Origin of the sequence: Catellatospora sichuanensis (genome assembly GCF_007483665.1) — a bacterium.
Lineage (GTDB): Bacteria > Actinomycetota > Actinomycetes > Mycobacteriales > Micromonosporaceae > Catellatospora > Catellatospora sichuanensis.
In genome coordinates this window covers 329362-352854 of the sequence record NZ_VIQO01000014.1, presented here as the reverse complement: position 1 = coordinate 352854, position 23493 = coordinate 329362, and the positions used below count along the sequence as shown (strand labels likewise).

The 23493-nt window shown below is 72.1% G+C and carries 20 protein-coding genes; 11 read left to right on the top strand and 9 right to left on the bottom strand.

Features of this window, described 5'->3' with window-relative positions:
• Window positions 1-333 precede the first annotated feature (333 nt).
• Window positions 334-2601 carry a rhamnogalacturonan lyase family protein gene (locus tag FLL47_RS28195; RefSeq protein ID WP_144123982.1) on the bottom strand — a complete coding sequence of 756 codons (2268 nt, stop codon included), beginning with the start codon at window positions 2599-2601 and terminating at the stop codon, window positions 334-336.
• Between the two features lie 346 nt (window positions 2602-2947).
• Between FLL47_RS28195 and FLL47_RS28190 the strand changes: the two genes are divergently transcribed.
• Entirely contained in the window at window positions 2948-3421 is a 474-nt protein-coding gene (locus tag FLL47_RS28190) for a DIP1984 family protein (RefSeq protein ID WP_144123980.1), read from the top strand.
• Window positions 3422-3795: 374 nt separating this feature from the next.
• Here the strand turns inward: FLL47_RS28190 and FLL47_RS28185 are convergent, their stop codons facing one another.
• The 4 genes from FLL47_RS28185 to FLL47_RS28170 all read right to left on the bottom strand — a co-directional run bounded on the left by FLL47_RS28185 (window position 3796) and on the right by FLL47_RS28170 (window position 7379).
• Window positions 3796-4551: an ABC transporter permease gene (locus FLL47_RS28185; protein WP_222106228.1), complete on the bottom strand. Its 756-nt coding sequence runs from the start codon at window positions 4549-4551 to the stop codon at window positions 3796-3798.
• 11 nt (window positions 4552-4562) lie between these two features.
• Window positions 4563-5351: an ABC transporter permease gene (locus FLL47_RS28180; RefSeq protein ID WP_144123978.1), complete on the bottom strand. Its 789-nt coding sequence runs from the start codon at window positions 5349-5351 to the stop codon at window positions 4563-4565.
• Window positions 5351-6304 (bottom strand): ABC transporter ATP-binding protein, encoded by a 954-nt coding sequence (locus FLL47_RS28175; protein WP_425457773.1) that lies wholly within the window; start codon window positions 6302-6304, stop codon window positions 5351-5353. Before FLL47_RS28175 ends, FLL47_RS28180 begins: the two co-directional genes overlap by 1 nt.
• A 61-nt stretch (window positions 6305-6365) precedes the next feature.
• Window positions 6366-7379, bottom strand: a complete 1014-nt coding sequence (locus FLL47_RS28170) for a zinc-dependent alcohol dehydrogenase family protein (RefSeq protein WP_222106227.1) — start codon at window positions 7377-7379, stop codon at window positions 6366-6368.
• A 55-nt stretch (window positions 7380-7434) separates the two neighbouring features.
• On the opposite strand from FLL47_RS28170, the gene FLL47_RS28165 reads away from it, so the two are divergent.
• From FLL47_RS28165 to FLL47_RS28150, 4 genes are all read left to right on the top strand, one after another.
• On the top strand, window positions 7435-7644 hold the full coding sequence (locus FLL47_RS28165) for a helix-hairpin-helix domain-containing protein (protein WP_144123976.1): 210 nt from the start codon (window positions 7435-7437) through the stop codon (window positions 7642-7644).
• Between the two features lie 44 nt (window positions 7645-7688).
• Complete coding sequence (locus FLL47_RS28160; RefSeq protein WP_144123974.1) at window positions 7689-8768, top strand: protein kinase family protein; 1080 nt, start codon at window positions 7689-7691, stop codon at window positions 8766-8768.
• Window positions 8769-9011: 243 nt separating this feature from the next.
• On the top strand, window positions 9012-11405 hold the full coding sequence (locus FLL47_RS28155; RefSeq protein ID WP_144123972.1) for a discoidin domain-containing protein: 2394 nt from the start codon (window positions 9012-9014) through the stop codon (window positions 11403-11405).
• Between the two features lie 206 nt (window positions 11406-11611).
• Window positions 11612-12445, top strand: coding sequence for a septum formation family protein (locus FLL47_RS28150; protein ID WP_144123970.1), 834 nt, complete (start codon window positions 11612-11614; stop codon window positions 12443-12445).
• Between the two features lie 80 nt (window positions 12446-12525).
• Here the strand turns inward: FLL47_RS28150 and FLL47_RS28145 are convergent, their stop codons facing one another.
• Entirely contained in the window at window positions 12526-13497 is a 972-nt protein-coding gene (locus FLL47_RS28145; protein ID WP_144123968.1) for an ArsR/SmtB family transcription factor, read from the bottom strand.
• Window positions 13498-13560: 63 nt separating this feature from the next.
• Here FLL47_RS28145 and FLL47_RS28140 point away from each other — a divergent pair, with 63 nt between their 5' ends.
• The 4 genes from FLL47_RS28140 (at window position 13561) to FLL47_RS28125 (ending at window position 17583) form a co-directional block, all read left to right on the top strand.
• Complete coding sequence (locus tag FLL47_RS28140) at window positions 13561-14769, top strand: MFS transporter (RefSeq protein ID WP_144123966.1); 1209 nt, start codon at window positions 13561-13563, stop codon at window positions 14767-14769.
• A gap of 88 nt (window positions 14770-14857) precedes the next feature.
• A complete protein-coding gene (locus tag FLL47_RS28135) occupies window positions 14858-15709 on the top strand; it encodes a septum formation family protein (RefSeq protein WP_186315948.1) in 852 nt (283 codons plus the stop codon).
• A 66-nt stretch (window positions 15710-15775) separates the two neighbouring features.
• On the top strand, window positions 15776-16927 hold the full coding sequence (locus FLL47_RS28130; RefSeq protein WP_144123962.1) for a hypothetical protein: 1152 nt from the start codon (window positions 15776-15778) through the stop codon (window positions 16925-16927).
• Window positions 16924-17583 (top strand): hypothetical protein, encoded by a 660-nt coding sequence (locus FLL47_RS28125; protein ID WP_144123961.1) that lies wholly within the window; start codon window positions 16924-16926, stop codon window positions 17581-17583. The genes FLL47_RS28130 and FLL47_RS28125 overlap by 4 nt, the downstream gene beginning before the upstream one ends.
• 37 nt (window positions 17584-17620) lie before the next feature.
• Here the strand turns inward: FLL47_RS28125 and FLL47_RS28120 are convergent, their stop codons facing one another.
• From FLL47_RS28120 to FLL47_RS28110, 3 genes are all read right to left on the bottom strand, one after another.
• Window positions 17621-18991, bottom strand: coding sequence for an FAD-binding oxidoreductase (locus FLL47_RS28120; RefSeq protein WP_144123959.1), 1371 nt, complete (start codon window positions 18989-18991; stop codon window positions 17621-17623).
• A gap of 208 nt (window positions 18992-19199) precedes the next feature.
• Window positions 19200-19721: an SMI1/KNR4 family protein gene (locus tag FLL47_RS28115; RefSeq protein WP_144123957.1), complete on the bottom strand. Its 522-nt coding sequence runs from the start codon at window positions 19719-19721 to the stop codon at window positions 19200-19202.
• A 75-nt stretch (window positions 19722-19796) separates the two neighbouring features.
• Window positions 19797-20153: an immunity 53 family protein gene (locus tag FLL47_RS28110; RefSeq protein ID WP_144123955.1), complete on the bottom strand. Its 357-nt coding sequence runs from the start codon at window positions 20151-20153 to the stop codon at window positions 19797-19799.
• 77 nt (window positions 20154-20230) lie between these two features.
• On the opposite strand from FLL47_RS28110, the gene FLL47_RS28105 reads away from it, so the two are divergent.
• Entirely contained in the window at window positions 20231-21130 is a 900-nt protein-coding gene (locus FLL47_RS28105) for an LLM class flavin-dependent oxidoreductase (RefSeq protein ID WP_281286750.1), read from the top strand.
• 127 nt (window positions 21131-21257) lie between these two features.
• Window positions 21258-23423, top strand: coding sequence for an FUSC family protein (locus FLL47_RS28100; RefSeq protein ID WP_144123951.1), 2166 nt, complete (start codon window positions 21258-21260; stop codon window positions 23421-23423).
• The last annotated feature ends 70 nt before the right edge of the window (window positions 23424-23493 follow it).

Below are 23493 nucleotides of genomic sequence, written 5' to 3'. Positions count from 1 at the left end.
TCAGGCCCGTCATAGTCTCTACCCGTGGCGGTCTGTCCGCGAAGATCGGTTGAGTTGTCACAAGCCAGGTGATCTACCCGCGGACGGGTCGTCGTGTCTACTTCCGACAGATCACAGGTTGACCAAACGCTCCGGCCGTTAATCGATGTCTATCGAGTGAATAGCTCTCTGAGTACTTGGGCCACTCCAACGCGGCGTTCACGCTCAGGGTCTATGCCCATCTGATGCCAGTTAGCCAGGACCGTACCCGCCGCGCGATCGACGATCTGTTCGGCGGGGACGGCCCTGACGGCATGGCGACGGCATGATCTTGAAATCAGGCCGCCTGAGAGATCATCTGACGTAGATGTTTGGAGAGTTTGGGCTGGTCATGCCGTCGCCGATAAAGAAGCTCGGGTGCGGCGGCTGGTTGTAGGCGGTGTTCTGCCAGGCGATGGCGACCCGGTACATCGGGTCGTGCATCAGCGTGTGGATGCGCCGGTCGGTGGTGTTGGTGGTGGCGTAGATGCGCAGTGCGGTGTTGTCGCTGGTGCGCCAGATGACCTCTTCGCGCCAGTCGCCGAACAGGTCGGCCGACAGTGCGGGCGTGGACTTGGTGCCGTTGTTCGAGGCGACGTTGCTGCCGGTGAGCAGGCGGGCGTCGCTGCCGGTGCCGTACTTGTCGATGTGCGTGCCGTCGAGCAGTTCGCGTACCGGGTCGCCGTCCCACCAGACCAGGAAGTTGGCCGAGCCGGGCTTGCGGCCCAGCGTGCCGCCGCCGTTGGCGCTGCGCATGTTCGAGTCGGCCGACGACCAGGCCTCGGCGCCGGGGTTGCCGGCCCAGACGTCCCCGGCGACGCCGCGGCCGTTGTCACCCGCGGCCGCGGTGCTCCACAGCACCTGCCCGGTACGCGCGTCGGCGAGCCAGGTCGCGGGCTTGCTGGCATCCTCGCTGACCTTGTAGACCTCGAGCCCGGCGCGGCTCGGGATCAGATCGCCGACGTGCAGGGCGTCGCCGTGGCCGTGGCCGGTGTTCCACAGCGGCGTGCCGTTGTCGTTGATCGTCATCGCGCCGAAGATGATCTCGTCGCGGCCGTCGGCGTCGACGTCGCCGATGGACAGCTGGTGATTGCCCTGGCCGGCGTACTGGCTGCCGGCGCTGTTGGAGTCGAACGTCCACCGGCGGGTGAGCGAGCCGTTGCGGAAGTCCCAGGCCACGATGACGGAGCGGGTGTAGTAGCCGCGCGACATGATCAGCGACGGACGTACGCCGTCGAGGTATGCCGTGCCGGCCAGGAAGCGGTCGACGCGGTTGCCGTAGTTGTCGCCCCAGGACGACACGGTGCCGCGAGGCGGCTCGTAGCTGACGGTCGACAGGGCAGCGCCGTTCAGGCCGTTGAACATGGTGAGGTATTCGGGCCCGGCCAGCACGTAGCCGCTGGAGTTGCGGTGATCGGCGCTGGCGTTGCCGATGACGGTGCCGACGCCGTCGCGGGTCGCGTCGGCGGTCTTCATGGCCACCTCGGCGCGGCCGTCGCCGTCGTAGTCGTACACCTGGAACTGGGTGTAGTGCGCTCCGGCGCGGATGTTGCGGCCCAGGTCGATGCGCCACATGCGGGTGCCGTTGAGCCGGTATGCATCGACGTAGACGTTGCCGGTGACGCCGGACTGGGAGTTGTCCTTGGCGTTGTCGGGGTCCCATTTGAGCACGATCTCGTACTGGCCGTCGCCGTCGAGGTCGCCGACGGAGGCGTCGTTGGCGGAGTAGCCGCTGGCCGGTGCGGAGATCGGCACGTCGAGGTAGTTGCCGCCGGTGAAGCGCACCGACGTCGGCGAGGCGGCCTGTTCGGTGCCGCCGACCACGGCGCGCACGGTGTAGGAGGCGTCGGCCGCGGCCCCGCTGTCCAGGTAGTTCGTCGAGTTCGTGATCGGCGAGGAGTTCACCTTCGTGCCGCCGCGGTACACGTTGAAGCCGGTGCTGTAGGACTCGGTGCCGAGCAGCCGCCAGGACACCAGGTTGGCGCTGCCGGAGCGGACGCTGACCAGGCCCCGGTTGAGGTCCTCCATCTGCTTGGCCCCGGATGGCGGCGGGCCGGACGGCGACGGGCTCGGCGAGGCGGGGGCCGACGGTGACACCGACGGCGAAGCCGACGGCCGCGGGGACGCCGACGCGGACGGCGACGGTGCGGCCGAGGTCGGCGCGGGCGCGCCGGTGCAGGCGGTGCCGTTGAGGGCGAAGCTCGCCGGGGCCGGGTTCGACGCGTTGTTCCAGGAGGCGTTGAAGCCGAAGGCGGTGCTCGCGTTGGTGGCGATGGGTGCGTTGTAGCCCGCGTCGGTGACGGACACGTTCGCACCGGACTGCGTGAAGCTGCCGCCCCAGAGCTGTGTGACGGCCTGCCCGGCGGTGAAGGCCCAGGTCAGGGTCCAGCCGTTGACGGGGTCGCCGAGGTTGGTGATGGTGACGTTGGCGCCGAAGCCGCCGCCCCACTGGTTGGTGACGGCGTAGTCGACGCGGCAGCCTGCGGCCGCCTGGGCGCTGACCGCGGTCACGACGCCCGCGGTCAGGACGGTGACGGTGGCGGCGGCGAGCACCGCGATCCGCCGTCGGGTACGTGTGGGCATGTGCCTCTCCCGAGGGATGGGTGTGGACCGGGCGGACGCCCGGCACGGTGATTCGGGGGACGTTCAGCCGGATGCCGGAGGGGCGTGTGGCCGTCGCGGGCGCGATGTGTCTCGGCCCGGTGCGGTGGTTGACGGAGTCGACGCCTGACCGGCCTGGCTCGAATGCATGCCCGGTGCATCCGTTTCGCCCATTGCGCGGTAGCGTGCCCTGCTCCCGGCAGAGATGTTAGACCTGTCGATGCATAGCCACAAGCGGGCGGTCCGCGGTGTGCGCGCGGAAACGGGCCGCGACCGGCGCGTCTTTCGCGATAGTCTCACCGTCTTGATCAAACGGGGAGGTATCACGGTGAAGCTTGCCGAAGCCCTGGCGCTGCGCGCCGACGCCGTACGCCGGGTGGAGCAGCTGCGTGCCCGGATCGCCGGCAGTGCCCGCTACCAGGAGGGCGAGGAGCCTGCTGAGGACGCGGCGGCGCTGCTGGCCGAGTCGGGCGAGGTGCTGACCGAGCTCGAGGCCCTGATCAGCCGGATCAATCGGACCAACGCCACCGTCAGCACCCTCGGCGGCCTCACCCTGACCGAGGCGCTGGCCCGTCGCGACGTGCTGCGTATGCGCCACTCGGTCATCACCGCCGCGGCCGACGCCGCCGCAGGCCGTGACCAGCGCGGCATGGCCGTACGCCAGCTGCGCTCGGAACTGAAGATGCTCAGCGCGCTGTCGGTGGCCGATCTTCGAGCCCAGGCTGACCGGCTCGCCCGCGACATCCGCGAGGTGGACGTCGACATCCAACGCGCCAACTGGGAGGCCGACCTCGTGGACTGACTCCTGGGGATGTGCAGCAGGTAGCCGTTGCGGAGGCGTGCACTACCGAGGGCCGGCGGTTCCGGTCCACCTTCTCTGGCGCGCGAAGGGCAGCGCGGGGGTTCGACTCCCCGGTCACCACGTATGCCCCCATGGCGCACATGTGATGGCGCACAGGGAACAGCACACCACCATGTGCAGATCCGCAGCGGCGAGGGCGGGCTCGGGGCATGCACCTCACCAGGGTCTTGAAGGGCGTCTCCGGCAGGAGGCGCCCTTCGCCGTGTGCGGGAACGCCGCACGACCTGCCGCGGTGCCAGCGAGCAGGCCGGGACCCTCGACAAGGTTGGTAAGGGCGCCTTCCGCAACGCGGAGCATGCGGAAGGCGCCCTTATTCACGGGAGGAGCAGGCGGGAGAGGCGGCGGGTGGCGAGCCAGGAGCCGAGGGCGGCCATGGCGAGCAGGTAGCCGACGGCGACGAGCATGCCGGGGCCGAGCTGGCCGGTGGTGAGGCCGCGCAGGAGCTCGATGCTCTGGTAGAGGGGGAGCGCGGCGACGACGGGCTGGACCGCGGCGGGGTAGACCGACAGCGGGTAGAACGTGGTCGCGAACAGGAACATCGGCAGCATGACCAGCTGCAGGTACTGCTGGTGGTGGAACTCGCGGATCACGGTGATCGCGGCCATGCCGGCGGCGGAGAAGGCGTACGCGATCAGCACGCAGGCAGGCAGCGCGAGCAGTGCCCACCACGAGTGGACCATCCCGAACGCGGCGATCACGACGAGAAAGCAGGCCGCGGACAGGGTGCTGCGCAGCACCGACGCGGCGATCTCGCCGTACGCGATGTCGCGCACGGTCAGCGGGGTGGTGATGATCGCGTCGTAGAACTTCTCGAAGCGCAGCCGCCACCAGACCGCGCCGGTGGTCTCCGCGATGGCGCTGTTCATCGCGGACGTGGCCAGCAGCGCGGGCGCGACGAACGCGGCGTAGGCGACCGCGCCGCCGTCGCCGTCGATCAGCTGTCCGATGCCGACGCCGATGGACATCAGGTAGAGGAACGGTTCGAACACGCCGTTGACGGCGAGGTTCCACGGCCGGCCTTTGCGCAGCACCCACAGGTGCCGCAGGACGATCACGTGCGCGGCGGGCATCATGGTCCCCTTCACGGGTGCAGGTGGCGGCGGAAGTTGCGCCGTGCGATCAGGTAACCGGCCAGCGCCATGGCCGACAGGTACGCGGTGTGGGTGAGGCTGCCCGCCCAGGTGGCGGTGCCGAGGGTGAGGGTGCGGCAGAGTTCGACGCCGTGCCACAGCGGGGTGAGCGCGACGAGGTGCTGTGCCGCCTCCGGTAGCTGCGTGGTGGCGAAGAACGTGCCGGAGAACAGGTACAGCGGCATCACCACCCACTTGAACAGCGTCTGCACCGGGCGTACGTCGGGCAGCGTCACCGCCCAGGCGGTCACCGGCATCGCGAACGCGAACCCGGTCAGCGCCGCGGCGGGCAGCACCAGCGCGGCCAGCGGCGACGTCGCGACTCCGAACGCGAACATGACGGCGCAGAACGAGGCCGCGCCGATGGCGACCTTCACGGCCATGAACAGTGCGTGCCCGTTGAGCACGTCGACCGGTTCGAGCGGGGTCGCCACCGCGACCGGATACGCCCGGCCCGGCATGCGGTGGTAGCTGACCGGGAACGCCGACTCGATCATGCCGTTCTGCATGGACGCGGCGGCGAGCATGCCGGGGGCGAAGAACGCCAGGTAGCTCACCCCGCCCAGGGCCGCGAGGTCCGAGCCGACCAGGGTGCCCAGCCCCGCGCCGATGGCGATCAGGAACAGCAGCGGGTTGGCCACGCTGATGACGATGGTGCCCTTCCAGTTGCGCCGGTAGTGCAGCCAGCAGTAGCGGTAGAAGCGCAGGGCCATGACCGGCGGTGCGGTGGTGGTCGGCATCAGTCCACCAGCGTCCGGCCGGTCAGCGCGAGGAACACGTCCTCCAGGCTGGACCGGCGCACCAGCGCGGTCACCGGCGTCAGGCCGAGGGTGTGCGCGGCGGCCAGCGCGGCGTCGCCCTCGGCGGTGTACCACAGCAGCCGGTCGGGCAGCTCCTCGATGCGGTCACCGGCCACGGCCTGGCGCAGCTTGTCCAGCGCGGCTGCCTGCTCGCCGATGCCGAAGCGCAGTTCCAGGACCTCGCGGGTGGCGTGCGCGGCGATCAGCGCGGCGGGGGAGCCCTGTGCCACGATCCTGCCGCCGTCCATCACCACGAGCCGGTCGCACAGTTGCTCGGCCTCGTCCATGTAGTGCGTGGTCAGCACGAGGGTGACGCCCTGCTGCTTGAGCCGGAACAGCCGGTCCCACAGCACGTGCCGGGCCTGGGGGTCGAGTCCGGTGGTGGGCTCGTCGAGCAGCAGCAGTTCGGGCTCGTTGATGAGGGAGCGGGCGATGGTGAGGCGGCGGCGCATGCCGCCGGACAGCGCCTCGACGCGCTCGCCGGCCTTTTCGGACAGTTGCGCGAAGTCGAGCAGCCGCGTTGCCTGGTCGTCGATGTGCTGGGTGGACAGTCCGAAGTAGCGGCCGTAGATGAGCAGGTTCTCGCGCACGCTGAGTTCGGTGTCGAGCGCGTCGTCCTGTGGCACGACACCGAGCCGGGCGCGGATGCGCCGGCCGTCGACGGCCGGGTCCATGCCGAGCACGCGCAGCGTGCCCGCGGTGGGCGGGGACACGCAGGCGATCATCCGCATGGTGGAGGACTTGCCTGCGCCGTTCGGGCCGAGGAAGCCGAAGGCCTCACCGCGGTGCAGGTCGAAGTCGATGCCGTTAACGGCGGTGAAGGGGGTGGAGCGCTTGTCCCGCGGCGGGTAGGTCTTGACGAGCCCCGTGGCTTGTGCGATCACGTCTGACACAGCCGCCAGCGTAGGAACGAGATTGAAAAACTGCAAGAAATTTACATGTCAAAGCAAATTCCTAACATCGCGGTATGAGGACCGCGGCGCCCTCGACCCGGTCCGCCGCGAGGTCGGCGAGCGCGTCGTCGGCCCGGTCCAGCGGGTACGGCGTCACGGTCACCGACAGCGGGTGCGCCGCGGCCAGGGCCAGGAACTCGCGTCCGTCGTCGCGGGTGTTCGCGGCGACGCTGCGCAACTGGCGTTCCTGGAACAGATGGCGCTCGTAGTTCAGGACGGGGATGTCGCTCAGGTGGATGCCCGCGACGGCCAGGGTGCCGCCCCGGTCCAGCGCCGACAGCGCGGGCGGCACCAGATCGCCGACCGGCGCGAACAGGATCGCCGCGTCCAGCGGCGCGGGCGGCTGCTCGTCCGCGCCGCCCGCCCAGGTGGCGCCCAGGCTCAGGCCCAGTTCGCGGGCGGCGGCCGAGCGGGTCATCACGTACACCGTCGCGCCCTGGGCGAGGGCGACCTGCGCGGTGAGGTGCGCGGACGAGCCGAAGCCGTAGATGCCCAGGGTGCCCCCGGCGGGTAACTCGGCTCGGCGCAGCGCCCGGTAGCCGATGATGCCCGCGCACAGCAGCGGGGCCAGGTGCACGTCGTCGTAGCCGTCCGGCAGCCGGTAGGCGTAGTCCGCGGGCACCACGGTGTACTCGGCGTAACCGCCGTCGGCGTCCCAGCCCGTGTAGCGGGAGGCGGGGCACAGGTTCTCCTGGCCGCGGCGGCAGTAGACGCAGGTCCCGTCGGTGTGCCGGAGCCACGCGATACCCGCGCGGTCCCCGACCGCCCACCCGGTCACGGCGTCCCCGTGGGCGGTGACCTCGCCGACGACCTGGTGGCCGGGTATCACCGGGCTGCGGTGGGGCGGCAGATCACCCTCCGCGACGTGCAGGTCGGTGCGGCACACCGCGCAGGCCCGTACGCGTACCAGCAACTCGTCGGCAGCCGGGACGGGCACCGGCCGGCGCACCGCTCGCAGCGGCCGGGTCGCGATCGGCCCCGGCGCGGCGACCTCCCACGCGGCCATGGTCTCCATGACCTCCATCATCGTCGGGCGAGGGCCGGTCAGGGTGCTGATCTACCATCGGCCCATGAGCGCAGCGGTGGGCGACGAGATTCCGAAGATCAGCGGGCCGGCGAACGACGCCCTGGCCCTGGCCGGTCACACCACGCTGACCGCGATCGCGCAGCTGAGGAAGAAGGACCTGCTCGACCTGCACGGCGTCGGCCCTAAGGCGATCCGGATCCTGCGCGAGGCGCTCGCCGAGCGCGGGCTGACCTTCGCCGACGAGCGCAAGTGATCATCTGTGGGTAGGCTCCCGTCAGGACGACGGGGAGGACCACCATGCCAGCGGCAGACGACGGCTTGGCGTACGGCGCACGGCTGGCCCGCCACTACACGGCTTCGGCCGCGCTGGCGCTGCTCAGCGACGCCGAACTCGCCGACCGGGTGGCCTCGGCCGAGGTAGTCGGCGCGGGCATCGGCGGTGTCACGGCCCGGCTCGACGTCGGCGGGACGACCGTGTTCGTCAAGCGCATCCCGCTGACCGATCTGGAGCGCCGTCCCGAGCACGTGCGCTCCACCGTCAACCTGCACGGACTGCCCCCGCACTGCCAGTACGGCATCGTCTCGCCCGGCTTCGGGGCCTGGCGCGAGCTGGCCGCGAACACGCTGACCACCAACTGGGTGCTGGCCGGGCGGCATCCGGGTTTCCCACTCATGTACCACTGGCGGGTGCTGCCCGGTGCCCCGGCCGTCGCCGCCGAACACGCCGACATCGAGGCCTCGGTCGCGTTCATGGGCGGCGACCCGGCCGTCCGCGACCGCCTGGAGGCGCTGGCGAGGGCCTCGGCGAGCCTGGTCCTGTTCCTCGAACACCTGCCGCACCGGCTCGGCGACTGGCTGGCCGGACCGGTCGCGGCAGGCGGGGGCGAGCTGGTCGCGGCCTGCCGGATGATGGAGCAAGGCCTGGTCGGCGGCGTGGACTTCCTGCAGGCGCACGAGCTGCACCACTTCGATGCGCACCTGGGCAACCTGCTCACCGACGGCCGCCACGTCTACTTCGTCGACTTCGGACTGGCGGTGTCACCCCGGTTCGCGCTGTCGCCGCAGGAGTCGGCGTTCCTGACCCGCCACGCCACCCACGACGCCGGATACGTACGGATGAGGCTGGTCAACTGGCTCGTCCAGCATGTGGTCGGCGTGCCGGTGCCGGACGACGGCGGGCCCGTCGAGCGCAATGCCTACATCCGCGAGTGCGCCTCGGGCCGACGGCCGGAGGGCGTCGAGCCGGACCTCGCCGACATGATCGTCAGGCACGCGCCGGTCGCCGCGCTGATGAACGACTTCTACTGGCAGCTGTTCGACGGCGCGATGCAGACGCCATACCCGGCGGACGAGGTGGCCCGCGCACTGCCCCGATGACTCACCGAGTGCAAGCAGTTGCATGAACCGTTGCTGCAAACGGTGACGTTGCGAGTCGGTTTTGGAATTGTTTCCGTCGACATCTTGCCGTGCCCTGGACCCGGGCATAGGGTTTGGCCAATCCCCGCCCGGGGATGCGGTCCCGCTCACCGCCGTTCGCTGCCGGACATCCGATGTCCGGCGACGGAGGGTGCCACGCTCCCCGCGCCACGCCCCTCCGGCTGTGCAGGAAGGGAGTGCGTCATGGCAGTATCCCGGCGGAGGTTCGTGACCTCCGTGGCGTCCGGGTCAGCCCTCGCCGCCACCGGCGGCGCCGTCGCAGGAGGACTCACCGCGGCGAGCCCGGCCGCGGCGGCCAGCCCGCCCGGCGACGTCGTCGGCAAGATCTCGGTCGGCTACCAGGGGTGGTTCGCCTGCACCGGCGACGGCGCCCCGATCAACGGCTGGTGGCACTGGAGCAACAACTGGGGCCAGCCGCCCTCGCCGAGCAACAACGCGATCGTGTCCTGGCCGGACATGCGCGACTACCCCGCCCAGTACCAGACCGCGTACGCCAACCTCGGCAGCGGCCAGCCCGCGAAGCTGTTCTCGTCCTACGACCAGTCCACGGTGAACCTGCACTTCCAGTGGATGCAGCAGCACGGCTGCGACACCGCGGCACTGCAGCGGTTCAACCCGTTCGGCGGCGAGGGCCCGACCCGCGACGCGATGGCCGCGAAGGTGCGCACCGCCGCGGAGGCCTACGGGCGCAAGTTCTACCTCATGTACGACGTCACCAACTGGACCAACATGCAGTCGGAGCTGAAGACCGACTGGACCACCAAGATGTCGGCCTACACCTCGTCCCCGGCGTACGCCCGGCAGAACGGCAAGCCGGTCGTCTGCATCTGGGGCTTCGGTTTCAACGACCCGGGCCGCCCCTTCGCGCCCGCGGCCTGCCTCGAAGTGCTCAACTGGTTCAAGGCCCAGGGCTGCTACGTCATCGGCGGCGTGCCCACCTACTGGCGGCAGGGCATCAACGACTCCCGGGCCGGTTTCTTCGACGTGTACACGGCGTTCAACATGATCTCGCCGTGGATGGTCGGCCGCACCGGCGACGTCAACGGCCTGGACTGGTTCTACACCAACGTCAACGTGCCCGACCAGGCCGAGTGCAACAACCGCGGCATCGACTACCAGCCCTGCGTGATGCCCGGCGACCTGTCCTCGCACCACCGCTTCCACGGCGACTTCTACTGGCGGCACCTGTACAACATGATCCGTGTCGGCGCCCAGGGCCTCTACGTGTCGATGTTCGACGAGTACAACGAGGGCAACCAGATCGCCAAGACCGCCGAGAACGCCTCGCAGGTGCCCACCAACTCCGGCATCGTCACCCTCGACGAGGACGGCACGGTCTGCTCGTCGGACTACTACCTGCGCATCACCGCCGACGGCGGCCGCATGCTCAAGGGGCAGCTCGCACTGACCGCGGTGCGGCCCACCCAACCGGTCGTCGGCGGGCAGCCGCCGGTCGACAGCAACCTGGCGCTGCACAAGCCGGCCACGGCGAGCAGCGTCAACGCGAGCTTCGTGCCGCAGAACGCGGTCGACGGCAACCCGGCGACCTACTGGGAGAGCGTGAACAACGCGTTCCCGCAGTGGCTGCAGGTCGACCTCGGCGCGGCCGCCACCGTCAGCCGGGTGGTGCTGAAACTGCCCGCCGGCTGGGGCAGCCGCGTGCAGACCCTGTCCGTGCAGGGCAGCACCAACGGCTCGACGTTCAGCACGCTGTCCGGCTCGGCCGGGCGCACCTTCGACCCCGGTGCGGCCAACACGGTCACCATCACGTTCACGGCGGCGACCGCGCGTTACGTGCGGATCAACGTCACCGGCAACACCGGCTGGCCCGCGGCCCAGCTTTCGGGGCTGGAGGTGTACGGGACCGCACCCCAGGGCGACACCCAGGCCCCGAGCGCCCCGGGCAACCTGACCGTCACCGGGCAGAGCGCCAACAGCGTGTCGCTGTCCTGGCAGGCGTCCACGGACAACGTCGGCGTCACCGGATACCAGGTGCGCCAGGCGGGCAACGTGGTCGCGGGCGCGACCGGGACGACGTACACCGTCACCGGGCTGAGCCCGTCGACCACCTACAGCTTCACGGTCACCGCCCAGGACGCGGCCGGCAACACCTCGGCGCCGTCCAACACCGCCACCGCCACGACCAGCTCGGCCCCCGCGTCCAACCTGGCCCGCAACAAGCCCACCCAGGCCAGCAGCTACACGCAGAACTACGGGCCGGGCAACACCGTCGACGGCAACGCCGACTCGTACTGGGAAAGCGCCAACAACACGTTCCCGCAGTGGCTGCAGGTCGACCTCGGCGCGGCGACCACCGTGAGCCGCATCGTGCTCAAACTGCCGCCGCCCGCGGCCTGGGCCAGCCGCACGCAGACCCTGTCCGTACAGGGCAGCGCCAACGGCTCGACGTTCAACACGATCGTGAACTCGGCCGGACACACGTTCAACCCGTCCTCGGGCAACACCGTGACCATCACCTTCCCGGCGACCTCCACCCGGTATGTGCGGCTGAACTTCACCGCCAACACCGGCTGGCCCGCCGGGCAGCTCTCGGAATTCGAGGTCTGGGCGAGCTGACCACCGCCATCCCCGGCGGGTGAGAACCGGCCCGCGGTCCGCGACGCCGACGCGGACCGCGGGCCGCACACCGCGGCCGCCGTGCCGGATTCGCCCTGCCCCGGGCGCGTCCGGCACGGCGGCCGCCTGTCGGGCCGACGAGATCATGGGTCGGCCGGAGGTTGCGGCGGTTGTTAGCATCGCGGTCCACGGGGGAGGGGGACGACGTGCGCGGTGTGCTTCGCGGGTTGGCGGTGGCGGCGATGGTGCTGGCGCTGGGCGGTTGCACGGTGACGTGGCAGGAGCCGGAGCCCGAGTTCTCGCCGGTCCCGGTGCCGCGGGTGCCCGTCGTGGGCGGGTGCATGTACGAGTGGAGCGACTATTCCGACCACGCCGCGCAGCCCTGCGACGAGCGGCACCTGGCCGAGATCATCGAGGTGCGCACCGGGGCGGGCATGCCGCTCGATCCCAAGTCGCGTGCCCAGGCGCTGGCGGGATGCCGCGCCAAGGCCGACGCCCACCTCCGCGGGACGTGGTGGCGCCAGCGGGTCGGGGTGCGGCTCGGCCTGCCCGGCAAGGAGGCCCGCCGGGCCGGGGCGAGCTGGTACAGCTGCGAACTGCGCGAACTGGCACAGGTGTCGATATCGGGCAGCCAACCGCTGTACCTGCCGCACTCGACCCGGCTGTCGGACTCGGCCGCTCCGGAACGCCGCGTCATCCGGTGCGCGCAGCTCGACACCGACGCCGAGACGCTGCTGCTGGTGTCGCTGCGGGAGGTCGACTGCCGTGAGCCGCACAACGCCGAGCTGGCAGGGTTCATCGAAGGTCCGCTCGCGATGGACTACCCGAGCACGAAACAGCTGACAGGCCGCTACGTGCGCCGCAAACTCAGCGACCAGTGCCGCCGCGACCTGGCCGGGTTCGTCAGTGATCCGCGGCTGCGATACGACTTCTGGCCGGCCCAGGTGGCCGGTGCCGACGACTGGGAGCTCGGCGACCACGGGGTGCGCTGCTTCGTCTGGCTCGGCGAACGCACGGTCACCGGCTCGCTGCATCGTTGACGGTCGGCGCTGTCGCTCCGGATCGTCCGCTGGGATCCCGACGGTGATGCGAAGCTCTGCGCTGCGCCGAGTCGTGGCCGTCACGAGGCGAGGTTGTCGCCGCGCGCGGTGCGCAGATGCAGCACCACGCGTCCGTCGCGCTGCGAGCTCACCAGACACGCGGCCCGCAGCACGTTGAGGTGCTGGGACACCGCGGCCGGCGTGACGTCCAGGCGGGCGGCCAGGTCGCCGGTGGTGGCCGGCTGCGCCAGCGCGACCAGCAGCGCTGCCCGGGTGCGGCCGAGCAGGGCCGCGAGCGCGTCCGGAACCGGTTCGGGCTCGTGCCACAGGGCGGCCACCCCGCGGGCGGGGTAGCGCAGCGTGCCGTCGGCGACCGGCCGGGTGCCGACCGCGACCCGCGGCCAGCAGAACACGCTCGGGCACAGCACCAGGCCGTGCCCGCGCAGCGTGAGCGGCTCCGGGGCGTACGGCGGCCGGCGGTGGTGCACCGACAGCTCCCCATCGGACCAGCGCACCTCGTCGTGCAGGTCGGCGAAGAGCCGCTCCGCGCCGCCCGCCGCGAGCAGGCCCGCGCGGTAGGTGATGTCGGCCTCCAGGACCCGCCGCAGCCGCGTCCAGTGCGGCGCGACCAGTTCGGCGTGGCAGGCGCGCAGCGCCTCGACGACGGCACGCAGGCCGCTGCGGGGATCGGCGGCCAGCTGCCGCAGCGGCCCGAGCCGGGCGCGGTGCAGTCCGGCGATCTCCGCCCGGACCCGGGACGACGGTGTGGAGCCGATACGCCGCAGCTCGTGCTCCAGGTCCGGCAGCCGCGCGTCCGGCGGCGGCAGCAGGAACGACGGCTTGACCGTGTCGTCGTGCAGCAGGTCCATGAGCAGACGGAGGTGCGGAACATCCTCCAGCAGCCATTTCGCCTGGTCGACCCACGGCAGGTGCACCGCGTGCACCCCGGGCCGCAGCAGCGTGTCCAGGGCCATGACCGTCTCGTACACGGGTGACAGCGCGAAGCGCACACGCGCCATCTCCGCGCCACCCATCCTGATCACCGTGGCCACCGGGTGAATGTAGCGGTGGCTTAATCGTGGCCCCAACCCGAATACGGCCCCGACGATGCGCGCATGACCTCCACAACCACTGCCGCGCCGCCGCGCCTGGGCCGCGACTGGCGGCTGCTGCTGGGCGCCGGGACCGTCTCCATGCTCGGCGACGGCGCGTTCCTCGCCGCGCTACCGCTGCTCGCCGCCACGATGACCACCGATCCCGGCCTGATCGCCGGGATCACCGTCTGGGGCAGCCTGCCGTGGTTGCTCGCGGCACTGCCGATGGGCGCGTACGCCGACCGGCACGACGCCCGCCGCACCGTCACCGGGGCACAGCTGGTCCAGGCCGCGCTCGTGGCCGGGCTCGCCGCCATGGTGGCCGCGGGGGCGGGCGGCATCACCGTGGTGTACGCGATCGCGTTCGCGGTCGGGCTGGCGGAGACCCTGGCGCACATCGGCCTCCAGAAACTCGTGCCCGCGGTCGTGCCGGCCGCGCAGCTGGAGGCGGCCAACGGCAGGCAGCAGGCGGCGCTGTCCAGCAGCAAGCAGTTCCTTGGCCCACCGCTCGGCGCGCTGCTGTTCACCGTCGCCGTGACGCTGCCGTTCTGGGTCGACGCGCTCACCTTCGCCGCCTCCGCGGCACTGGTCTGGCGGATCCGCGCCACGACCCGCATCGCGCGCCCCGGGTCGTCGCTGCGGACCGGCATCGGCGAGGGCGTGCGCTGGCTGGCCGGAAACCGGCTGCTGCGCACCCTCGCGCTGCTGTCCGGGGTGGCGAACCTCGCCAACTTCCTGGCCATGGCGACGTTCGTGCTGTTCGCGAAGCAGGTGCTGGGCCTCGGCGACGCCGGGTACGGCGTGGTGCTCGGCCTGATGGCGGTCGGCGGCATCACCGGCGCGCTGGTCAGCGGGCGCGTCGTCCGATACGCGGGCGGTCGGCGTACGGTGACTTTCACCCTGTTCGCCACGCCGCTGGCGATGCTCGCGGTGGGACTGTTCGCCCGGGACGTGGTGACGGTGGCGCTGCTCGCGTTCGTCACGTCGTTCGGCGCGGCGCTGTGGAACGTCGCCGCGGGCTCGCTGCGCCAGCGGACCGTCCCAGGCGAACTGCTCGGCCGGGTGAGCAGCGCCGGCCTGATGGTCACGTGGGGCGCGCAGCCGCTGGGGGCGTACCTCGGCGGCCTGACCGCGACCTGGTGGGGGCTGTCCGCGGTGTGGGTCGTCGCCGCACTGCTGCGCCTGACCGCCGCCACCGCGGCGCTGCCCGCGCTGCGCGAGTGGCGGTGAAGCGTCACGGCCGGATCCGCACACCATGGGGCCCGGCAGGGACGTGCGGCCGTTGCTAGCATCGCGGTTCCACGGGGAGAGGAGCGGCATGGGCCGCATGGTGCGTCGTCTGGTCGCGATGGTGATGGGACTGGCCGTCGCCGGGTGTACACAGAGCGGCTCGCCGGTCGAGTTTCCCGGGCCCTCGCCTTCCCTGGCGCGCCTGACGACGCCCGCCGCCGGAACCTGCCTGGAGCACGACTGGTTCTACCCGTCCTACCAGGGCAACACAGGTGTCATCTCCTGCGATGACGACCACTACATCGAGATCGCTGCCGTGCACGCCGGGCGGGCGATCCCGGACGACCCGGCCGCGATCGCGGCAGCCTTCGCGCAGTGCCGACAGGAGGCCGACGGGTACCTGGGCGAGGCGTGGTGGCGGCAGCGCCTGGCCGTGCGAGTCTCGACACCGGGCGAGGAGGAACGGGCCGCCGGGGCGCGGTGGTATCGCTGCGACCTCCTCGAACAGGCACAGCTGCCGACCTACCGGCAAGAGGCCCTGGTGGTGGGCCGCGACGCGCCGCTGTCCACGCCGGCCGGGCCGGACCACCGACGCCTGCAGTGCGTACAGGTCGGTGGTGACGTGCGCAGCCTGATCGTGTCCACCGCGCACGAGATCGAGTGCGCGCAACCGCACAACGCCGAGCTGGCGGCCTTCGTCGTGGCGCCCGCCGTGATGCAGTTCCCCTCATACACGGACCTGGCCGGACGCGAGATCCGCCGGCAGCTCGGCGAGCAGTGTCGCGCCGCCGCGGGTGACTTCGTCAGCGACCGCCGCCTCGCATACCACTTCTGGGTGGTGCCGACCAGCGGCGCGACAGGGTGGAGCGAGGGCGACCGGGGTGTGCGCTGCTTCGTCTGGCTCGACGGCCGGAACGTCACCGGCTCGCTGCACCGGTAGTCCTCGGTCGTCGCGCTGTCGGTCGGGGGACAGCGCCGGGACCGTCCGCATGGGACCCTGGTCGCGATGCGTACGCTCGTGCTGCTCAGAGTCGCGCTGCCCCTGCTCGCCGTGGCGGCGCCCGTTCTCGTGGTGTCACCTGCCCAGGCCGACGTCGGCCGGCTGTCGGTGCACAGTCGCACCGCCGAGTTCGGTCCGGGTACGACGCTGCGGGGGGTCACGGTTCCCTGCGCACCGGACGAACGCCTGGTCAGCGGTGGTTACGAGGGTGGTGATCCGCAGTTGCGGATCGTCGCCAGCCACCCGTCCGACGACCAGGGCACCCCGGCCGGCGACGGCGCCGGGCTCCGGGCGTGGACGGTCGGTGTGGTCAACACCGGCCAGGCCGTCCACACGCTGCGGGTCTTCGCCACCTGCCTGGCGGGCGGCGACAGCACCGCCGGGGTGTACGAGGGTTTCCAGTCCGAGCCGTCCGACAGGTCCGTCGAGGCGGTCTGCCCGCGGGGCACGGTGCGCACCGGCGGCGGCTACTGGGCGGTCTGGTACGCCCGGCTCGGTGCGGCCAGGATCGACGGCAGCCACCCCATCGGTGAGCGGGGCTGGGCCCTCGACCTCACCGTGCCGGCGAACCTGCCTGCCCGTTCCTCGGTGACCGCCCTCGTGGTCTGCCACACCGGCCCGGTGGTCGCCGTCGCCGCCGAGCCCGCCGAGTTCGACCTCCAGTCGGCCTCACCGTCGTGCGTCGTCGGCGCGGCCGCGAACGTGTGCGTGGTGCCGCGCTCCGGGACCGGGGCCGCGCGCTGTCCCGACGGCAGGCTCCTTACTGGAGGCGGCTACCGGATCGTGTCCGGAGGTCCGCTGGCCGGGCAGGCCACCCTGGTGGACGGACCGGCGTCGGCAGGCGCGTGGAGCGTGGGCCTGAGCGGGACCAGTGCGCAGGCCACCCGCGTGCGGGTGCGAGTGGAACCGGTCTGCCTCGGCAGCATCGCCGGGCCGAGCGAGCCGGTCAGTGATCTTCTCCCGGACCGTGGCGCGCGGCTGAACCGGGCGCTGGCGCTCGGCGGCGGCATGCTCGGGCTGCTGCTGCTGATCCTGCTGGTGGCACTGGCTCTGCGCCGGGCGGGCCGCCGGTCCACGCCACGCGTGCCGGGCATCGAGGTCGTGGTCCGGACGACCCGCTTCCGCTACCGCGACGACCTGTACCGGGAGGACGTGTGACCACCGTCCGGGACATCGTCTTCGGGGAGCTCATCCCCGGCGAGGCCGGCCAGGCGGCCGGGGAGGTCGAGGCGGCCGCCGAACGCCTGGCCGGGGTGGGGCTGGTCGCCGACCAGCCGCAGGCGCCCGCGGCCGCGTCGGCACGGGCGGTGATGGCCAGGATCGCCGAGCTGCTGAACATCGAAGTCGCCGAGGTGCTGGTCGGCGCGTGGCGCACCAGGTCGGCGCTGCTGACCGCGGCCAGGGAGACCCACGCGACGCCCGGCCTGCGGCGGGAGGTGAGCATCCGCAACTTCACCATGCCCTGGGAGTACGAGGCCGACGTGGAGGTGGTCGTCGACGGTTCCGTCGTGACCACGCTGACCGCCGCGGTGACGCTGCGACTCACCGTCACCGCTCTGGCGGCCGTGGTCGAGGCGGGCCGCCTCACCGCGCTCACCGCAGGCGCCGCCCTGGCGTACGGGGAGCTGCGGGTGCGCTGCTCGTTGCCAGAGGCGGAGCACCTGGTCGCCGAGCGCGAGCGCCCCGTCGACCTGCAACGCGAGCTGCGGCTCGGCGGTGGCGGAGTGGTGCTCGTCGACGAAGCCCGCGATGGCACGGCACCGGCGCAGGCGTCACCGGCGGACGCACCCGACGCCGAATCGCCGCTCCGCTAGCCGGTGCCGGCGAAGCCCACCCCTGGCTGATGATGGGCTACGGGCGGATGTTCTGGTTGAGGTGGAACAGGTTGTCCGGGTCGTAGGCGCGCTTGACCTCGACGAGCCGGTCGTAGTTGCCGCGGTAGTTGGCCCGGATCCGGTCCTGGTCGTCGCCGGCCATGAAGTTGATGTACCCGCCCTCCTCCGACAGCGGCGCGGTGGCCGCGTAGTAGTCGCGTACCCAGGCGGTGTTGGCCTCGTTCTCGGCCGGATCGGGCCACATCCCGGCGATGACCACGGCGAAGTTCGCGTCCCGGTAGGCGAACGCCGTCGCGTCGGGCGCGACCCGGTGGCAGGCTCCGTTGATCGGGTAGATGTGCATCGTCGAGTTCACGGCGGGCACCTTCGGCCCGTGCGCCAGATGGGCCTCGATCGCGTCGTCGGTCAGCTCCTTGACGAAGCTGGCCTTCCAGTAGTGCTGCAGCCCCGGCGGGACCAGCCCGTCGAACGCGGTGTTCAGCGCCGCGTACGGCATCGGGCCGATCATCTCGGCGACCGGCGGCGCGACCGCGCGGATCCGGTCGATGATGCGCTGGCCGTCCGCCGTCGACCCGGTCCAGCAGTTCACCATCGCGATGAACGGCTCGCCGTGCCGGTCGGCGGGGATGAACGGCAGCGGCGGCGCGATCTGGAACGCGGGGAAGCCGCCGTACTGCTCGGGCGCGTCGGCGATGAAGTCGCGGAAGAAGCCCAGCACGTCGCGTACGTGTGCCAGCTCGAAGAAGATCGGGCCGCCGTAGATCTCGGCGACCGGGCTCAGCGCGAACTCGAACGAGGTCACCGCGCCGAAGTTGCCGCCGCCGCCGCGCAACGCCCAGAACAGGTCCTCGTGCTCCTTCTCGCTGGCCACGACCGCCCGACCGTCGGCGGTGACGACCTCGGCCGACAGCAGGTTGTCGCAGGACAGCCCCAGGCCGCGGGCGAGGTAGCCGATGCCGCCGCCGAGGGTGAGCCCTCCGACGCCGGTGGTGGAGATGATGCCGCCGGTCGCGGCCAGGCCGTGCGCGCCGGTGGCGGTGTTGAAGTCGCCCCAGGTCGCGCCGCCGCCCGCGTGAGCGGTGCGGGCGTGCGGGTCGACGGTGACGGCGCGCATGCCGGACAGGTCGGCCACGATCCCGTCGTCGACCGTGCCGAAGCCGGGCACGCTGTGCCCGCCGCCGCGTACCGCCAGGTCCAGGCCGTTTTCGCGGGCGAAGTCGACCACCGCCTGCACGTCGGCGGTGCTCGCGCAGCGGACCACCGCCTGGGGCCGCCGGTCGAACATGGCGTTGTGCACGGTGCGCGCCTGGTCGTAGTCCGCGTCCGCCGGTGTGATCACCTGCCCGGACACGCGTGCCCGCAACTGTTCGAGAGTCGATCCGGCCATGGCGCTGCCCCCGTTCCATGATCGCGATGAGGCCGCGCGCCGCTCAGCCGGTGAAGGGGCCACACGCTGCCCTGCCCGCGGCCCGGCGGCCGTGCGCGTCGGCGGGTGGCCGGTGGTCCGCGGCCCTCCCGCTCACGCTACCGGCCGCCCCTGCTTGATCAGGTGGAAACAGCGGGGCAGCCCGAGCCCTGACGCCGGAGGTCGGGGTTCATCGGGCCCAGGGCGGGAGCGGCTTGCACACCCATTGCGGCACGATTTTGCGTGATTCACGGCCGTCGTACGCCTCGGCGAGCCACTCGGCCAGGTTCAGCCCCTGCGGCGTGGGGGCGTGGTCGAGGCAGCAGCCGCTCGTGTCCCATCCCCACATCGGGCCGGACGGGTCGCGGAAGTCGATCAGCCACCAGATCGCGCAACCCACGTCGTACACCGGAACCAGGCCCGGCGGATAGTCGTGGGGCGCTTCGCTGAATCCCCGGAACGTGTCGACGATGTCCACGTCGTCGCTGGTCCACGCGTCCGGCCCGACGCCGATGACACCGTCCCAGGGGCCGAAGCCGCCATTGGCGACCTCGAGATAGATCCGGCGCAGCAGTGGCGGGACGGGTAGGCCCATTACCTGCTCGGCCTCGGCGATCGCCGCAGGCGTGGCGCGCCGGACCGGGGTGCCACGCCAGGAGCGAGATGTCGCCAAGCGGGCTCGGATGAGGAAGAGCAGTTCGTCCTCGGTCATGCCGGGGTCCTCCGTGCGTCTGTGTATCGGCCATCGATGCGGTCGAGGGTCGCGTTTCCCGCCGCCGTGTCGGTGTCACGTCGCCAACTGCGGCGGCCCCTCGATCCAGAGCCGGAACTCGTGCAGGGCCTCGCCCAGATTCAGCGGCCCGCAGGCGATCTCGAAGCGGTCGTCGACGACCCACAGGTTGACCCAGTCGTGCTCACTGCGGTGAATCTCGATGTGGTCCAGGATGCGTCCGCTCGCCTCGGTGTCCGCCAGGTCGATCCGGACAGTCCACCCGGGATTGTCCAGCGTGCCGATGGATATACCCGCCCCGTGCTCCCAGTCGCCGTCGCACTGGGTCGCGTACCAGGCCTGCAGCCAGGTGAGAGTGCCCGGCGCGTGATCGTCGAACTGGTCGTACATCGGTAGGTATCGGCGCTGCACCATCCGGCCATCATGCCGGACGGCCGTGATGGCCTCGGGCCTGTTCCCCTTCCGGCGCGCGCTGCGTCATCATGATCAGCGTGACCGAGTTGAATTCGCGACCTGAGACCAGAGTGGGTGCGGTGTTCGTGCCGCAGTTGCCGCCGGAGCGGCTGCGGTCGGTGGCCCTGGCCGCCGAGCAGGCCGGGCTGGACGAACTGTGGCTGTGGGAGGACTGCTTCCTGGAGAGCGGCATCACCACCGCCGTCGCGGCACTGGCCTGGACCGAACGTCTCACTGTCGGGGTCGGGCTGCTGCCGGTGCCGCTGCGCAACGTCGCGATCACCGCGATGGAGCTGGCGACCCTGCACCGGCTGTTCCCCGGCCGGGCCCGGGTCGGGGTCGGCCACGGTGTGCAGGACTGGATGGGCCAGGTCGGTGCGCGGGTCGAGTCGCCGATGGCGCTGCTGCGCGAGCACCTGACCGCGCTGCGGGCGCTGCTGTCCGGCGAGCGGGTCACCGCCGAGGGCCGCTACGTGCGGCTGGACGGGGTGGCCCTGGACTGGCCGCCGCCGCAGCGGCCCGAACTGCTGTCCGGCGCGACCGGCGACCGTACGCTGCGGCTGACCGGTGAGGTCGCCGACGGCACCATCCTCACCGGCGGCACCACCGTCGCGCAGGTGCGCCGGGCGCGGGGGCTGATCGACGAGGGCCGGGCGAAGGCGGGGCGTACCGGGCACCACCAGGTCGTGGTCTACCTGCACGCGGCGACCGGCCCGGACGCGGCGGCGCGGCTGGAGGCGGAGCGGGTGCACTGGGGTTACGACACCATGGACGGCCATGGTGTCGCCGGGGGCGCGGAGGCGGTCGCCGAGGCGGTGCGCGCCTGGGCGGCGGCAGGGGCGGACACGGTGGTGCTGCAGCCCACGCCCGACGACCCCGACCCGGAGGGTTTCATGGCGTTCGCCGCGCAGGAGGTCGCCCCGCTCGTGCGGAACTGACCGCGCCGCGGCCTGATCCGCGCGACGCTGAGGGGATGAGCGAGCGGATCCGGCGGCGTGCACCCGGTGGCGGGGCGGGAGCGCGGCCGCACGCCGTGACGGTGGCCGCGGCCGGGGAGGCGGCCGCGTGAGCTGGTGGCGTGCGCTGTGGTCGCCCGCGGCCGCGATCCGGGCGGTGCGGGCCGCCGTGCTCGTCCCGGCGCTGTTCGCGTTCGCATTGCTGGTGATCAAGTCGCCGCAGGTGGCCACGTTCACGGCGTTCGGCGGCTTCGCGAGCCTGGTGCTGGCGTCGTTCGGCGGCACGCGCCGGGACCGGGCCGTGGCGCACGCCATGCTCACCGCCGTGGGCGCGGTGCTGATCATCATCGGCACCCTGGTCAGCCATTCCGTCGTGGCCGCCGCGATCGCCACCGCCGTGGTCGCGTTCACCTCGTACTTCGCCGCCGTCATCGGGCCCAACGACGCCTCCGGTGCGGCGGCGGCGATGCTGCCGTACATGCTGGCGGCGTCGGCGGCCGCCCCGGCCGGTGTCATCGGCGACCGGGTCGCAGGCTGGGTGCTCGCGACCGGGGTCGGCGGCCTGGCGGTGGTGCTGATGGCGCCCCGTTCGGCGGGTGCGGAGCTGCGCCGGGCCACTGCCACACTGGCCACCGGGCTGGCCGACCTGCTGGAGGCGGGGGCGCGCCGGGCGGCGCTGCCGGAGCTGCGGGCCGCCGTCACCGACGCGACGCACAAGATGATGGCGCTGTTCGTGTCGGCACCGTACCGGCCGAGCGGGCTCGTCATCGCCGACCAGGCCATGGCCGGGGCGGTCAACCAGCTGGAATGGTGCAAGGGCCTGGTCGGCGACGGCATCGACCGGGTCGGCGACCTGCGCGACGCCCCGCTGACGGTGCGGGCCCCGCTGGAGGCGTCGGCGAAGGTGCTGCGGGAGGCTGCCGCGGTGCTGGGCGGCGCACGGCTCGATCCGGACCTGGAGGTGCTGGAGCAGGCCCGCGCCGACAGCGTGGCCCGGCTGACCAGCCCGGGACGGCCCGACGCGGACGGCATGGAGCTGGTCGTCGCCTTCTACGGCCAGACCACGGCCAACTGCGTGCGCGCGTTCGCCACGGACGTGCTCATCGCCACCCGCGGGGCCGATCCGCTGACCGCCGCCAGCAGTGTGCGCCGCTGGTACGGCCTGTCCCGGCCGGACCGGCCGCCGCTGCGCAGGCTGGTGACGCCGGCCGGGGTCGCCGGGATCGTGCTGCGCAACGCGAGCCTGCGCTCGGTGTGGTTCGTCAACGCGCTGCGCGGCGCGCTGGCGCTGTCCGCCGCGGTGGTGATCGTGCAGTCGAGCGGGGTGCGCAGCGGGTTCTGGGTGCTGCTGGGGGCGCTGTCGGTGCTGCGGACCAGCGCAGCGTCGACCGGCACGCAGGCCGTCAAGGCGATCGTCGGCACGGCCGCCGGAGTCGCGGTCGGCGCGGCGCTGCTGCCGCTGCTGGGGCCGTCGCCCTGGGCGAGCTGGGGCGCGCTGGCGGTCGCGGTGTTCGTGGTGGCGTACGGCCCGGGAAAGCTGCCCGACATCGCGAGCCAGGCGGCGTTCACCGTGGTCATCCTGGTGCTCTACAACATCCTCGCCCCGACCGGCTGGACGCTGGGCCTGGTGCGGCTGCAGGACGTCGCCATCGGCTGCCTGGTCAGCCTGGTCGCCGGCCTGCTGGTCTGGCCGCGCGGGGCCGGTGACCTGGTGCGCGACGACGTCGCCGAGATGTTCCGCGACGGCGGCGTGCACCTGACCGAGGCGGTGGCGTGGGCGCTGGGGCGGCGGGCGCAGCCGCCCGATCTGGAGGTCCGCGCGGCCGCGTCGGCGTTCCGGCTGGAGGACGCGCTGCGCGGCTACCTCGCCGAACCCGGTTCGAAGCGGATGGACCGGCAGGACCTGTGGCGGCTGGTCATCTCCGGGGTGCGGCTGCGCCAGACCGCGAACGCGCTCGACGACCTGACCCCGCGCGACGCCTCCCCGGACCCGCGCTGCGACGCGCTGCTGCGCCACGCGGACGCGCTCGCGGCCTTCTACGCGGCGCTCGCCGAGCAGATCGGCAAGCCGTCGGGGCCGGTCCCGCCGCCGCTGGCACCGCCGAGCCCGCCGGACGACGAGATCGTCGGCGCGGGCGGCGAAGGCATGCCCGCGCAGCGGTTGCGCCGCCGCTGGGTCGGTGAGCACCTGCGCCATCTGGAACTGCATCTGGCCGACCTGGTCGCCCCGGCGCACGCGCTGGCCGACCAGCGCCGCCGCCCGTGGTGGCGCTGAGCGGCCCACCCGCGGCCATGATCGCTGTCTCGTGTCAAGATCTGCGGCTCACCCTCAGGTTTTGACACGA